The organism is Citrobacter sp. 172116965, from assembly GCF_013458095.1.
GTDB lineage: Bacteria > Pseudomonadota > Gammaproteobacteria > Enterobacterales > Enterobacteriaceae > Citrobacter > Citrobacter braakii.
In genome coordinates this window covers 4,804,919-4,819,308 of record NZ_CP046673.1, presented here as the reverse complement: position 1 = coordinate 4,819,308, position 14,390 = coordinate 4,804,919, and the positions used below count along the sequence as shown (strand labels likewise).

Genomic DNA, 14,390 nt, shown 5'->3' with positions numbered 1-14,390 from the left:
CACAATTTATCCTAATGGAGCATCTGCACATGAAAACCCGTACTCAACAAATCGAAGAATTACAGCAAGAATGGACTCAACCGCGTTGGGAAGGCATCACCCGTCCCTATAGCGCGGAGGAAGTGGTGAAATTACGTGGCTCGGTCAACCCGGAATGCACGCTGGCGCAGCTTGGCGCGGCGAAAATGTGGCGTCTGCTACACGGCGAATCGAAGAAAGGTTATATCAACAGCCTCGGTGCGCTGACTGGTGGTCAGGCGCTGCAGCAAGCGAAAGCTGGTATTGAAGCGGTCTACCTTTCAGGCTGGCAGGTGGCGGCAGATGCCAACCTGGCGTCCAGCATGTATCCGGATCAATCGTTGTATCCAGCGAACTCCGTTCCGGCGGTGGTGGACAGGATCAACAACACATTCCGTCGTGCCGATCAGATCCAATGGTCAACCGGTATTGAGCCGAACGATCCGCGCTATGTGGATTACTTCCTGCCGATCGTTGCCGATGCGGAAGCGGGTTTTGGCGGGGTACTGAACGCGTTTGAACTGATGAAATCGATGATTGAGGCTGGTGCAGCGGCCGTTCACTTCGAAGATCAGCTCGCATCGGTGAAAAAATGTGGTCACATGGGCGGCAAAGTCCTGGTGCCGACTCAGGAAGCTATCCAGAAACTGGTGGCAGCCCGTCTGGCTGCAGACGTTATGGGCGTTCCGACGCTGGTGATTGCGCGTACCGATGCTGACGCAGCCGATCTGATTACGTCTGATTGCGACCCATACGATAGCGAGTTCATCACTGGCGAACGTACCAGCGAAGGGTTCTACCGTACGCATGCGGGCATTGAGCAGGCGATCAGCCGTGGCCTGGCCTACGCACCGTATGCGGATCTGGTGTGGTGTGAAACCTCCACGCCGGACCTCGAACTGGCGAAGCGCTTTGCCGATGCTATTCATGCGAAATTCCCAGGCAAACTGCTGGCCTACAACTGTTCGCCATCGTTTAACTGGCAGAAAAACCTGGATGACAAAACCATTGCCAGCTTCCAGCAACAGCTGTCCGATATGGGTTACAAATACCAGTTCATTACGCTGGCGGGTATTCACAGCATGTGGTTCAACATGTTCGACCTCGCGCATTCCTATGCGCAGGGTGAAGGCATGCGCCACTACGTTGAGAAGGTTCAGCAGCCGGAATTTGCGGCGGCTAAAGATGGTTACACCTTCGTGTCCCATCAGCAGGAAGTAGGGACAGGCTACTTCGACAAAGTAACCACCATCATTCAGGGCGGCACTTCTTCAGTGACCGCGCTGACCGGCTCGACTGAAGAATCGCAGTTTTGATCAATGCCCGGTGGCGCTGCGCTTACCGGGCCTACGAAAGGATGTAGGCCGGATAAGCGAACGCGCCATCCGGCATGACATTGTGCCGGATGGGAGAAATTGATGACGCGTGGCCTGGAATTACTGATTGCTCAGACGATTTTGCAAGGTTTCGACGCCCAGTACGGGCGTTTTCTGGAAGTGACCTCCGGCGCGCAGCAGCGTTTTGAACATGCCGGCTGGCACGCGGTTCAGCAGGCGATGAAAAGCCGTATCCACCTTTACGATCATCATGTGGGTCTGGTGGTGGAGCAACTGCGCTGCATTACTGATGGCAAAAGTACCGACGCGGATTTTTTACTTCGCGTGAAAGAGCATTACACCCGGCTATTGCCAGATTACCCACGCTTCGAGATTGCGGAGAGTTTCTTTAACTCCGTCTATTGCCGGTTATTTGACCACCGCTCGCTGACTCCCGAGCGACTGTTTATTTTCAGCTCTCAGCCAGAGCGCCGTTTTCGCACGATCCCACGCCCGTTGGCGAAAGACTTTTTTCCCGATACCGGCTGGGAGTGGCTGCTTACGCGCGTCCTCAGCGATCTGCCCTTGCGTCTGCCATGGCAGAACAGACATCGGGATATCCACTACATCATCGAACACCTGACCGAAACGCTGGGGGCGGATCTGTTGCAGCGCAGTCATTTGCAGGTGGCGAACGAACTGTTTTATCGCAACAAGGCCGCCTGGCTGGTCGGTAAGTTGATTACCCCTTCCGGGACGCTGCCGTTTTTACTGCCAATTCACCGTACTGACGAGGGCGAACTGTTTGTCGATACCTGCCTGACCACGACGGCGGAAGCCAGTATCGTGTTTGGCTTCGCCCGCTCGTATTTTATGGTTTACGCCCCGCTGCCCGCCGCGTTAGTGGAGTGGCTGCGCGAGATCCTGCCCGGTAAAACCACCGCTGAATTGTATATGGCGATCGGCTGTCAGAAACACGCGAAGACCGAAAGTTACCGCGAATATCTGCTCTATCTTGCCCATTGCGATGAGCAATTTATCGAAGCGCCGGGGATCCGCGGCATGGTGATGCTGGTATTTACCCTGCCAGGCTTCGACCGCGTCTTTAAAGTCATCAAAGACAAATTTGCGCCGCAAAAAGAGATGTCGGCCGCCCACGTCCGCGCCTGTTATCAACTGGTCAAGGAGCACGATCGTGTCGGGCGGATGGCTGATACTCAGGAGTTCGAGAACTTTGTGCTGGATAAACGGCAAATCGATCCGTCGCTGATGGCGCTGTTGCTACAGGAAGCCCCGGAAAAAATTACCGATCTCGGCGAGCAGATTGTCATTCGCCATTTGTATATCGAACGACGGATGGTGCCGCTGAATATCTGGCTGGAGCAGGTCGAAGGCCAGCAACTGCGCGATGCTATTGAAGAGTACGGCAATGCCATTCGTCAGCTGGCCGCCGCCAATATTTTCCCCGGCGATATGCTGTTTAAGAACTTCGGCGTGACTCGCCACGGGCGCGTGGTGTTCTACGACTACGATGAAATTTGCTACATGACGGAGGTGAATTTCCGTCATATCCCGCCGCCGCGTTACCCGGAAGATGAGATGAGCGCTGAACCGTGGTATAGCGTATCGCCGGGGGATGTCTTCCCGGAAGAGTTTCGTCACTGGCTATGCGCTGACCCGCGTATCGGGCCGCTATTTGAAGAGATGCATGCTGACCTGTTCAGTGCCGACTACTGGAGAGGTCTGCAAACGCGGATCCGTGAAGGACACGTGGAAGATGTTTACGCCTACCGGCGCAAACAGCGGTTTTGCATCAGATTTTCGGCTTGACGCCCGGCAACCCTTTCTTAACGAAATCCGCCGTATGCCAGCGTGACTTCTTTCGCCGCTTTGATCGCCATGGCGCCAAACTCGGTCACTCGATCGTCGGTAATGCGCGAAATGGGTCCGGAGATGGAAATAGCGGCAAACGGTTCGCGGTGTTCATCATAAATGCACGACGCCACGCAGCGCAGACCCAGCGCATGCTCCTCATCATCAAAGGAGTAGCCGCGCTTGCGCGTCTGGGCTAAATCCTCTTTCAGATGCACCGGCGACACCAGCGTGGCGTGGGTGTATGCGTGCAGCCCTTTACGGTGCAGCAGGCCAGTCACCTGTTCTTCACTCAGTTGGGATAAAAACGCCTTACCCGCACCGGAGGCGTGCATCGGCAGTTTGCCGCCGATAGGCGCGGACATGCGCATCAGTTGGGTACACTGCACCTGGTCGATAATAATGGCCTGATGGTCGCTTTGATCTAACACGGCCAGGTTTACCGTCTCACCGGAGTCTTCCATCAGCTTGCGCAGGATCGGGTGGACAATCGCCAGCAAATTACGGCTTTGCAAAAAGCTGCTGCCGACGATAAACGCATGCGTACCCACGGCCCAGTGGCCTAATTCACCCACCTGACGGACAAATCCTTGCTGCTGCATGGTGGTCAACAAACGGTGAGTCGTGGAGTTTGGCAAGCCGGCCTGCTGTGCCAGCTCGGTTAGCGCCACGCTGCCGTTGGATTCTGCAATCCACTCCAGTAGCTTCAGGCCGCGGGTCAGAGACTGAACCTGCCCGGTTGCAGGCGTGGTAGCAGCGGCGGGTTTTCTACCGCGTTTCGCGGGGATTGTGGCAACCATGGCGGACTCCTTTTCTGTATCGTGGAAATCATTTTCGTTTTATTCAATTATAATGCAAGAATTCCTGTACTGATCGGATGAGTGAAGCTGAACATGTCTCATGTTGGCCGTTGTTCTCTTTTCCACCTCTCAGGTTTGTGCCAGTATGGTCTGTTGAGTTTTTTTCGGTCTGGTTGAGCGTTGTCGGGAGCGAGTGTGAGCAGCAAAGTTGAACAATTACGTCAGCAGTTAAATGAACGTATTCTGGTGCTGGACGGCGGTATGGGCACCATGATCCAGGGATATCGTCTGAGTGAAGAGGATTTCCGCGGCGAACGCTTTGCCGACTGGCCGTGCGATCTGAAAGGCAACAACGACCTGTTGGTGCTCAGCAAACCTGAGGTGATCGCCGCCATCCATAACGCCTATTTTGAGGCGGGCGCGGATATCATCGAAACCAACACCTTTAACTCCACGACTATCGCCATGGCGGATTACCAGATGGAATCCCTGTCGGCGGAAATCAACTTTGCGGCAGCCAAACTGGCGCGCGCGGCGGCAGACGAATGGACGGCACGCACACCGGAAAAACCGCGCTATGTCGCGGGCGTGCTTGGCCCAACCAACCGTACGGCGTCTATCTCGCCTGACGTCAACGACCCGGCTTACCGCAATATTACCTTTGATCAGCTGGTGGCCGCCTACCGTGAATCCACCAAAGCGCTGGTGGAAGGTGGCAGCGACCTGATCCTGATTGAAACCGTCTTCGATACCCTGAACGCCAAAGCCGCTATTTTCGCGGTTAAAACCGAGTTCGAAGCGCTGGGCGTTGAGTTGCCGATTATGCTCTCCGGCACCATCACCGATGCTTCCGGGCGTACGCTCTCCGGTCAGACAACCGAAGCGTTCTATAACTCACTGCGCCACGCCGATGCGCTGACCTTCGGTCTGAACTGCGCCTTAGGCCCGGACGAGTTGCGCCAGTACGTGCAGGAGCTGTCGCGCATTGCCGAATGCTACGTTACCGCGCACCCGAACGCCGGGTTGCCGAACGCCTTTGGCGAATACGATCTTGATGCAGACACTATGGCGGCGCAAATACGCGAGTGGGCGCAAGCGGGCTTCCTCAACGTGGTCGGCGGCTGCTGCGGCACCACGCCGGAACACATCGCCGCGATGAGCCGCGCAGTGGAAGGTTTGCCGCCGCGCCGCTTGCCGGAAATCCCGGTAGCCTGCCGTCTGTCTGGCCTTGAACCGTTGAATATTGGCGACGATAGCCTGTTTGTGAACGTCGGCGAGCGTACCAACGTCACCGGTTCGGCGAAATTTAAGCGACTGATCAAAGAAGAGAAATACAACGAAGCGCTGGATGTCGCCCGTCAGCAGGTGGAAAGCGGCGCACAGATTATCGATATCAACATGGATGAGGGGATGCTCGACGCCGAAGCGGCGATGGTGCGTTTTCTCAACCTTATCGCCGGTGAGCCGGATATCGCCCGCGTGCCGATTATGATCGACTCCTCAAAATGGGACGTCATCGAAAAAGGGCTGAAGTGCATTCAGGGTAAAGGCATCGTTAACTCCATCTCGATGAAAGAGGGGGTTGAGACCTTTATCCACCACGCGAAGTTGCTGCGACGCTACGGTGCCGCAGTGGTGGTGATGGCCTTTGACGAGCAGGGGCAGGCCGACACCCGAGCGCGTAAAATTGAGATTTGCCGACGGGCGTACAACATTCTTACCGAAGAGGTAGGCTTCCCGCCGGAAGACATTATCTTCGACCCGAACATCTTTGCGGTCGCGACCGGGATTGATGAGCACAACAACTACGCCCAGGACTTTATCGGTGCCTGTGAAGACATCAAACGCGAACTACCGCACGCGCTGATCTCCGGCGGCGTCTCCAACGTGTCGTTCTCCTTCCGTGGTAACGACCCGGTTCGTGAAGCCATTCACGCGGTATTCCTTTACTACGCCATTCGCAACGGCATGGACATGGGGATCGTCAACGCCGGACAACTGGCGATCTACGACGACCTGCCCGCCGAGCTGCGCGATGCGGTTGAAGATGTGATCCTCAACCGTCGTGACGATGGCACCGAGCGTCTGCTGGAGCTGGCTGAGAAATATCGCGGTAGCAAAACTGATGACACTGCCAATGCCCAGATGGCGGAATGGCGCAGTTGGGACGTGAAAAAGCGCCTCGAATATTCGCTGGTGAAAGGCATTACCGAATTTATTGAGCAGGATACTGAAGAAGCTCGCCAGCAGGCCGCGCGTCCGATCGAGGTGATTGAAGGGCCGCTGATGGACGGGATGAACGTGGTTGGCGATCTGTTTGGCGAGGGCAAAATGTTCCTGCCGCAGGTGGTGAAATCCGCCCGCGTGATGAAGCAGGCGGTGGCCTACCTCGAACCGTACATTGAGGCCAGCAAAGAGAAAGGCTCCAGCAACGGCAAGATGGTCATTGCTACCGTGAAAGGCGATGTGCACGATATCGGCAAAAACATCGTTGGTGTGGTGCTGCAATGTAACAACTACGAAATCGTCGATCTTGGCGTGATGGTGCCAGCGGAGAAAATCCTCAGAACGGCACGTGAAGTGAATGCCGATCTGATTGGTCTTTCCGGGCTGATTACCCCGTCGCTGGACGAAATGGTCAACGTGGCGAAAGAGATGGAGCGTCAGGGGTTCACTATTCCATTGCTGATTGGCGGCGCGACCACCTCAAAAGCGCACACGGCGGTGAAAATCGAGCAGAACTACAGTGGCCCGACGGTTTATGTGCAGAACGCCTCGCGTACCGTTGGCGTAGTCGCCGCACTCCTCTCTGACACTCAGCGCGATGACTTTGTCGCCCGTACGCGTAAAGAGTACGAAACCGTGCGTATCCAGCATGCGCGTAAGAAACCGCGGACCCCACCAGTAACGTTACAGGCTGCCCGCGACAACGATCTGGCCTTCGACTGGGAAAACTATACGCCGCCGGTGGCGCACCGCCTCGGCGTACAGAGTGTTGAAGCCAGCATCGAAACGCTGCGCAACTACATCGACTGGACGCCGTTCTTTATGACCTGGTCGCTGGCCGGGAAATACCCGCGTATCCTCGAAGATGATGTGGTGGGAGAAGAGGCGAAACGTCTGTTCAAAGACGCCAATGACATGCTGGATAAACTCAGCGCTGAGAAGACCCTGAATCCGCGCGGCGTGGTGGGCTTGTTCCCGGCTAACCGCGTGGGAGACGACATCGAGATTTACCGTGACGAGACGCGTACGCACGTCATCAACGTCAGTCATCACCTGCGCCAGCAGACGGAAAAAGTCGGTTTCGCCAACTACTGCCTGTCTGACTTTGTTGCGCCGAAACTGAGCGGCAAAGCGGATTACATCGGTGCTTTCGCAGTTACCGGCGGTCTGGAGGAAGATGCACTGGCGGACGCCTTCGAAGCCCAGCATGACGACTACAACAAGATCATGGTGAAAGCGATCGCCGACCGCCTGGCGGAAGCGTTCGCGGAATATCTGCACGAGCGCGTGCGTAAAGTCTACTGGGGCTATGCGGCGAATGAGAACCTCAGTAACGAGGAGCTGATCCGCGAAAACTACCAGGGAATTCGCCCGGCTCCGGGCTATCCGGCTTGCCCGGAACACACCGAAAAGGCCACCATCTGGGAACTGCTGGATGTAGAAGCGCACACCGGGATGAAGCTCACCGAATCCTTCGCGATGTGGCCAGGTGCGTCGGTTTCCGGCTGGTATTTCAGTCATCCAGACAGCAAGTACTACGCCGTGGCGCAAATCCAGCGCGATCAGGTTGAAGATTACGCCTTCCGTAAAGGCATGAGCGTGGCGGAAGTCGAACGTTGGTTAGCGCCTAATCTGGGCTATGACGCTGACTGATTCACAAAACTGTCATCTTTATTTACAACAAACAGGGCACTCAATGAGTGCCTTGTCTCTTTATTACGTTTAAACCCTTATACTGAAAGAACGTTCATCGGTAGTGCTTGCCGGATGGCACATTTTTGTCGGCCTGATAAGCGTGGCGTCATCAGGTGTTATGTCATCGCTATGAACCTCAGGAACATATAACGATAAGGAGAACCTGATTCCGTGCTAACTCTGTTACACCTGCTTTCTGCTGTCTCTATGCTGGTTTGGGGTACTCATATTGTGCGCACCGGCGTGATGCGCGTCTTCGGCGCCCGTTTGCGTACCGTACTCAGCCGTAGTGTTGAAAAGAAGCCGCTCGCCTTTTGTGCGGGTATCGGCGTGACGGCGCTGGTACAAAGCAGCAACGCCACCACCATGCTGGTGACCTCGTTTGTCGCGCAGGACCTCGTCGCGCTCACCCCTGCGCTGGTGATTGTACTCGGCGCTGACGTCGGGACCGCGCTGATGGCGCGTATCCTGACCTTCGATCTCTCCTGGCTGTCGCCACTGCTGATTTTTATCGGCGTGATCTTCTTTCTCGGACGTAAGCAGTCCCGTGTGGGGCAACTGGGGCGGGTTGGTATTGGACTGGGGTTGATTTTACTGGCGCTGGAACTGATTGTGCAGGCAGTAACACCGATCACCCAGGCTAACGGCGTACAGGTTATTTTCGCCTCGCTCACCGGCGATATCATGCTGGATGCGCTGATTGGCGCCATGTTCGCGATTATCAGTTACTCCAGCCTTGCGGCGGTGCTGCTGACGGCAACGCTGACCGCGGCAGGCATTATCTCGTTCCCGGTGGCGTTGTGTCTGGTGATTGGCGCCAACCTCGGCTCTGGCCTGCTGGCGATGCTTAATAACAGCGCCGCTAACGCCGCTGCCCGCCGTGTGGCGCTTGGTAGCCTGCTGTTTAAGCTGGTGGGAAGCCTGATTATCCTGCCGTTTGTTCATCCGTTGGCAAATCTGATGGATGAACTGCCGCTGCCGAAATCTGAACTGGTTATTTACTTCCATGTCTTCTACAACCTGGTGCGCTGCGTGGCGATGGTGCCGTTTGCAGAACCGATGGCGCGTTTTTGTAAGCGCATCATCCGCGATGAGCCGGAGCTGGATGCGCATTTGAAGCCCAAGCATCTGGACGTCAGTGCGCTGGATACGCCGACGCTGGCCCTGGCCAATGCCGCTCGTGAAGCTCTGCGCATCGGCGACGCGATGGAGCAGATGATGGACGGGCTGAAGAAGGTGATGCACGGCGAGCCGCGTGAAGAGAAAGAGCTGCGCAGGATGGCGGACGACATTAACGTGCTATACACGGCAATCAAGCTTTATCTGGCGCGGATGCCAAAGGATGAACTGGCGGAAGAGGAATCACGCCGTTGGGCGGAGATTATCGAAATGTCGCTTAACCTCGAGCAGGCTTCCGATATTGTCGAACGTATGGGCAGTGAGATAGCGGATAAGTCGCTGGCTGCCCGTCGCGCATTCTCCGTGGAAGGATTGAAAGAGCTGGATGCGCTCTTCGATCAGCTGCTCAGCAATCTGCAGCTGGCGATGTCGGTGTTCTTCTCTGGTGACGTGACCAGCGCCCGACGTCTGCGCCGTAGCAAGCATCGTTTCCGTATTCTCAACCGTCGTTATTCGCATGCGCACGTTGACCGTCTGCATCAGCAGAACGTGCAGAGCATCGAGACCAGCTCCTTGCACCTGGCGCTGCTGGGCGATATGCAGCGTCTGAACTCGCTGTTTTGTTCCGTGGCCTATAGCGTGCTGGAACAGCCGGATGAGGACGATGAGCGCGACGATTATTGAGTGAGGTGGACCGGTTGGCCGGATAAGGCATTTATGCCGTTATCCGGCAACGTCGGTTAGAAGCAGTGACCTGCTTCGAGGGCAACCGCGTCTTCACCCGCTTTAAAGACGTAAGTGGTGTTCGGACCGCCAAGAACCGCCTGGCCGTTACTCACCTTAATCCAGTTTCCTTCCGGCAAACCAATCACCGTCAGCTCTGGTGCCACAACCAGCAGCTCGCGAATACGCTGTTCACGCGTTTCGCCTTTGTGGCCTTCCGGAAGCGCATTGGTGAAATGTGGGTTAATCTGCAGCGGGAACAGACCCAGGGCATCAAAACCTTTTGGATCGACAATCGGCATGTCGTTGGTGGTGCGGATGGTCTGGCAGGCGAGGTTAGAACCTGCGCTCCAGCCGATGTACAGCGCACCGCGTTTGACGACATCCACTATCGGCGCCAGCAGTCCGCGCTCGCGGCTCTCTTTCAGTAACTGGAAGGTGTTACCCCCGCCGACAATCACCAGTTCTGCGTTTTCAATGGCAGCGATCGGATCGGCAACGGTATGAATGCCAGTAACGTTGACGCCCATTGGCGCAAAGATGGCTGCCGTTTTCGCCGTGTATTCATCCCAGGTTTGCGTCACGCCAGCGAACGGAATAAACACCGCCGTACGGCGACCATTCAGCTGCTCAGCAATCAGCGGTAGCGCATGTTCCATCCAGCCTTTGCCCGGCAGCGTCGAGTTACTCAATAAAAGCAGTTCCATCATTTCTCCATGTAATCAGAAAATTACAAACCGCGCTAATGCTACCATTATCAGCGTAACGCCTTACTGATATGGCTCACGATGTTGGAAGGGGGGAAAAGCCGAACGGGTTAACCACAACCTCCTGTTGGAAAAGCCCGTTCGGACTTAACAACGATCAATCTATTGAAACAGCGTCCTTTTGCGTAGTGGCAAACGCCAGGCCTTCGTCCTCCCAGCCCTTAATACCACCAATCATTATTTTCACCGGTCGACCTAGCTGCGCCAACTTCAGCGCCGCGCGATCGGCCCCGTTACAGTGTGGGCCAGCGCAATAGACGACAAACAGTGTGTCCTGTGGCCATTTTTTCAAGGATTCCGTATTTATCTGTCGATGGGGAAGATGAATCGCGCCAGGGATATGACAACGGGAAAAACTCTCTGCACTCCCCACCACATGTAAAAGCACAAAATCTTTGTCGTCAGCAGCCATCGCGGAATGAACGTCAGAACAATCCGTCTCCATATTCAGACGTTGCTGGAAATGGGCGATAGCTTGTGCAGATGAAGCGGCTGGAATATCAGTTACGGTACTCATATTGTTGTTTTCTCTTGTGGTGAAATCAGCTGTTGTGTTACCTCTTATCTCATCAAAAAATTAACCTCGAAACACCCTCTGACCATGACAGATTCCGCCAGGATCATGACAACATCTTCTCGCCCGTTGGTCGTTGCACTCGCTTATGACGGGCTATGTACTTTCGAGTTTGGCGTCGCAGTGGAAGTTTTTGGGCTTCCGCGACCTGAGCTGGGAGAGGGCTGGTATCGTTTTGCCGTGGCTTCGGTTGATCAAGGTGAATTAAGGGCAACTGGCGGGGTTCGTATCGTTGTGGACGGTGGATATGAATTGCTGCAAGAAGCAGACACTATTGTCATTCCTGGCTGGCGTGACGTGAGCTCACCGGTCCCGGAAGCATTATGCGATGCGCTTCGTGAAGCACATCAACGCGGTTGTCGAGTCATCTCTATCTGTTCTGGTGTATTTGTTCTGGCTGCGGCAGGTTTGCTGGATGACCGTAAGGCGACGACGCACTGGCGTTACGTCAGTGAACTCCAGCGACGCTTTCCCGCCATCAACGTTGTGGAAGATGTCCTGTATGTCGGTGGCCACGACGTGCTCACTTCGGCAGGTAGTGCGGCAGGGATTGATTTATGTTTGCATGTGGTACGCACTGATTTTGGACTTGAGGTTGCCAATAACGTGGCCCGTCGCCTGGTGCTGCAGCCCCACAGGGATGGCAGCCAGACTCAGCAACACCTGCGTCCTGTTGCCCGCAGTCGGGAAAGCCAGCGTTTTGGTCTTTTGCTTGACTGGTTACATAACAATATCGCGCAGAAGCATACCCTTGACGCTCTGGCCAGCCAGGTCGGTATGAGTCCCCGAACGTTGATGCGGCGATTTCAGGAGTCAACGGGGCTTACTCCCGCACGTTGGCTGATGAATGAACGGCTAAACCGTGCGCAGCAGGCGCTCAATACATCCCATATCAGTATTGAGCAGATCGCGCAGCAAACCGGGTTCGGCAGCGCAAACTCTTTGCGTTACCACTTTCAAAAACGATTTGGTATCAGCCCGCAGGCATTACGTAATCAGATGCGATAGCACATTTTCACACTCTGCTTTTTTATCCCCCGCAAGGTAGGGTATATTTCGCTGTCAAAGGAGAAATTATGCTGCCCGACTCATCCATCCGATTAAATAAATACATCAGTGAAAGCGGAATCTGCTCGCGCCGCGAGGCGGATCGCTTTATCGAACAAGGGAATGTCTTCCTGAATGGTAAACGCGCCACCATTGGCGATCAGGTGATGCCTGGCGACGTCGTAAAAGTGAATGGTCGGTTGATTGAGCCGCGTGAAGCGGAAGATCTGGTTTTTATCGCGTTGAACAAGCCGGTAGGGATTGTCAGCACCACTGAAGACAGCGAACGCGACAACATTGTTGATTTCGTTAACCACAGCAAGCGCGTGTTCCCAATCGGTCGTCTGGACAAAGATTCCCAGGGGCTTATCTTTCTGACCAACCACGGCGACCTGGTGAATAAAATCCTGCGTGCCGGTAACGATCACGAAAAAGAGTATCTGGTGACGGTAGATAAGCCGGTCACTGATGACTTTATCCGTGGGATGAGTGCCGGTGTGCCAATCCTTGGCACCGTTACCAAGAAATGTAAGGTCAAGAAAGAAGCGCCGTTTGTGTTTCGCATCACGCTGATTCAGGGGCTGAACCGCCAGATCCGTCGTATGTGCGAGCACTTTGGCTATGAAGTTACTAAGCTTGAGCGTACACGTATCATGAACGTTGGTCTGTCCGGCCTGCCGCTGGGTGAATGGCGCGACCTGACGGATGACGAACTGATCGACCTGTTCAAGCTGATTGAGAACTCGTCCTCAGAAGCCAAACCGAAGGCGAAAGCGAAGCCAAAAACCGCAGGCATTAAGCGCCCGGTGGTGAAAATCGAAAAATCGGCTGAGAAAGAGAAATCGCGCCCGGCGGCAAACGGGAAGCGTTTTACCTCGCCGGGGCGTAAGAAGAAAGGGCGTTAACGTCTGCCGCGCGTTGGCGTATTCGCTGACCAGGAAAATGATGCTTCCGCATCCGGTTTATAAGCCTGCTTTTTCTTCAACTGGCGGGCTTTTTTAGCTTCTGCTTCGCGCAAGGCCATCAGTTTATCGATGTACTCTTTCTTGATGCTGTTGGTCTCAGCGTTGGTCAGCAGTCGACCATGCGCAATGCGCGCGCGGTCGAGCAGCGTTTTCAGTTCACGCTGTTCGCGCTCGGTCATCTCTTTTTGGGTAATGCGGGGGAGTGCCATAAGGGTGCCCTCTGTTAGCCGATATCCGCAGTGTACGGCAAAGTGCAGAGGCTGGGTAGGCCGGATAAGGTGTTAGCTGCTATCCGGCCTGCCGCCGCCAATTAGCGGCGTTCTTTTTCTTCAATCGGTTTACCGGACCAGTAACCTGCCAGCAGCGAACCGGAAAGGTTATGCCAGACCGAGAACAATGCGCCGGGCAGCGCCGCAAGCGGGCCAAAGTATATTTTGCCCAGCGCAGCGGCAAGCCCTGAATTCTGCATGCCCACTTCAATAGCCAACGTACGACAGGTTGACTCGTCGAAACCAAACAGTTTTCCGCCCCAGTAGCCGCCGAGCAAGCCAATGGTGTTATGCAGGATCACGGCGATAATCACCACAAAGCCGACGGACGCAATGTGCGAGGCGGAACCCGCCACGACGGCGCTGATGATCGCCAGGATGCACACCATAGAAAACGCCGGCAGATACGGTTCCACGGCTTTTACGACGCGTGGGAACAGATGGTGAATGACCAGTCCCAAAGCAATCGGAATGACCACGATCTGCAGAATACTCAGCAGCATACCCATCACATCCACCTGGATATGCGCGTCGACATACAGCCGTGTCAGCAGCGGCGTGGCGACAACGCCGACCAGCGTTGAAACCGATGAAATAGTCACGGAGAGCGCCACATCACCTTTTGCCAGATAGATCATGACGTTCGATGCGGTTCCGCTGGCGACGCTACCGACCAGCACCATCCCTGCCGACAGTTCCGGCGGCATATTAAATGCCAGCGCCAAAATCCATGCGGCGAGCGGCATCACCAGATAGTGCAGGAAAATACCCGCCGCGACAGGTGCGGGGCGTGAAAGTACGCGTTTAAAGTCGTCCACCTTCAGGTGAACGCCCATGCCGAACATGATCAGCATCAGCAACGACGGTACGAATGGCCCGACAGGCGTAAAGGTGGAGGGCGTGTAATACGCAATAACAGAGAGCAGCAGCGCCCATAACGGGAACAGCCGCGTGAGAGTAGCGAGCATGTTATCTTCCTTGCGATTGAAATGTGTTGTG

11 protein-coding genes are annotated in these 14,390 nt (G+C 55.3%); 6 read left to right on the top strand and 5 right to left on the bottom strand.

What is annotated here, in order from left to right; translation table 11 throughout:
* The first annotated feature begins 29 nt into the window (after window positions 1–29).
* Window positions 30–1,334 carry an isocitrate lyase gene (gene aceA, locus GPJ68_RS23340; RefSeq protein WP_049268477.1) on the top strand — a complete coding sequence of 435 codons (1,305 nt, stop codon included), beginning with the start codon at window positions 30–32 and terminating at the stop codon, window positions 1,332–1,334.
* A gap of 102 nt (window positions 1,335–1,436) precedes the next feature.
* Complete coding sequence (aceK, locus tag GPJ68_RS23335; RefSeq protein WP_104651955.1) at window positions 1,437–3,164, top strand: bifunctional isocitrate dehydrogenase kinase/phosphatase; 1,728 nt, start codon at window positions 1,437–1,439, stop codon at window positions 3,162–3,164.
* Between the two features lie 17 nt (window positions 3,165–3,181).
* Here the strand turns inward: aceK and iclR are convergent, their stop codons facing one another.
* Window positions 3,182–4,006: a glyoxylate bypass operon transcriptional repressor IclR gene (gene iclR, locus GPJ68_RS23330; protein ID WP_180837018.1), complete on the bottom strand. Its 825-nt coding sequence runs from the start codon at window positions 4,004–4,006 to the stop codon at window positions 3,182–3,184.
* A gap of 195 nt (window positions 4,007–4,201) precedes the next feature.
* Here iclR and metH point away from each other — a divergent pair, with 195 nt between their 5' ends.
* Window positions 4,202–7,885, top strand: coding sequence for a methionine synthase (gene metH / locus GPJ68_RS23325; protein WP_104651956.1), 3,684 nt, complete (start codon window positions 4,202–4,204; stop codon window positions 7,883–7,885).
* A 213-nt stretch (window positions 7,886–8,098) separates the two neighbouring features.
* Window positions 8,099–9,730 (top strand): Na/Pi cotransporter family protein, encoded by a 1,632-nt coding sequence (locus tag GPJ68_RS23320; protein WP_016155327.1) that lies wholly within the window; start codon window positions 8,099–8,101, stop codon window positions 9,728–9,730.
* A gap of 56 nt (window positions 9,731–9,786) precedes the next feature.
* Here the strand turns inward: GPJ68_RS23320 and pepE are convergent, their stop codons facing one another.
* A complete protein-coding gene (pepE, locus tag GPJ68_RS23315; RefSeq protein ID WP_016155430.1) occupies window positions 9,787–10,476 on the bottom strand; it encodes a dipeptidase PepE in 690 nt (229 codons plus the stop codon).
* Window positions 10,477–10,633: 157 nt separating this feature from the next.
* Window positions 10,634–11,053 (bottom strand): rhodanese-like domain-containing protein, encoded by a 420-nt coding sequence (locus GPJ68_RS23310; RefSeq protein WP_016155329.1) that lies wholly within the window; start codon window positions 11,051–11,053, stop codon window positions 10,634–10,636.
* Between the two features lie 84 nt (window positions 11,054–11,137).
* Between GPJ68_RS23310 and ftrA the strand changes: the two genes are divergently transcribed.
* Both ftrA and rluF read left to right on the top strand, forming a co-directional pair.
* Entirely contained in the window at window positions 11,138–12,118 is a 981-nt protein-coding gene (gene ftrA, locus GPJ68_RS23305; protein WP_104651957.1) for a transcriptional regulator FtrA, read from the top strand.
* Between the two features lie 68 nt (window positions 12,119–12,186).
* Window positions 12,187–13,062 (top strand): 23S rRNA pseudouridine(2604) synthase RluF, encoded by an 876-nt coding sequence (gene rluF / locus GPJ68_RS23300; protein WP_016155331.1) that lies wholly within the window; start codon window positions 12,187–12,189, stop codon window positions 13,060–13,062.
* Here rluF and GPJ68_RS23295 read toward each other — a convergent pair.
* On the bottom strand, window positions 13,059–13,331 hold the full coding sequence (locus GPJ68_RS23295) for a DUF3811 domain-containing protein (RefSeq protein WP_003826541.1): 273 nt from the start codon (window positions 13,329–13,331) through the stop codon (window positions 13,059–13,061). The two genes, rluF and GPJ68_RS23295, sit on opposite strands and share 4 nt — an antisense overlap.
* 101 nt (window positions 13,332–13,432) lie before the next feature.
* Window positions 13,433–14,359: a ketopantoate/pantoate/pantothenate transporter PanS gene (gene panS, locus GPJ68_RS23290; protein ID WP_019077880.1), complete on the bottom strand. Its 927-nt coding sequence runs from the start codon at window positions 14,357–14,359 to the stop codon at window positions 13,433–13,435.
* Window positions 14,360–14,390 lie beyond the last annotated feature (31 nt).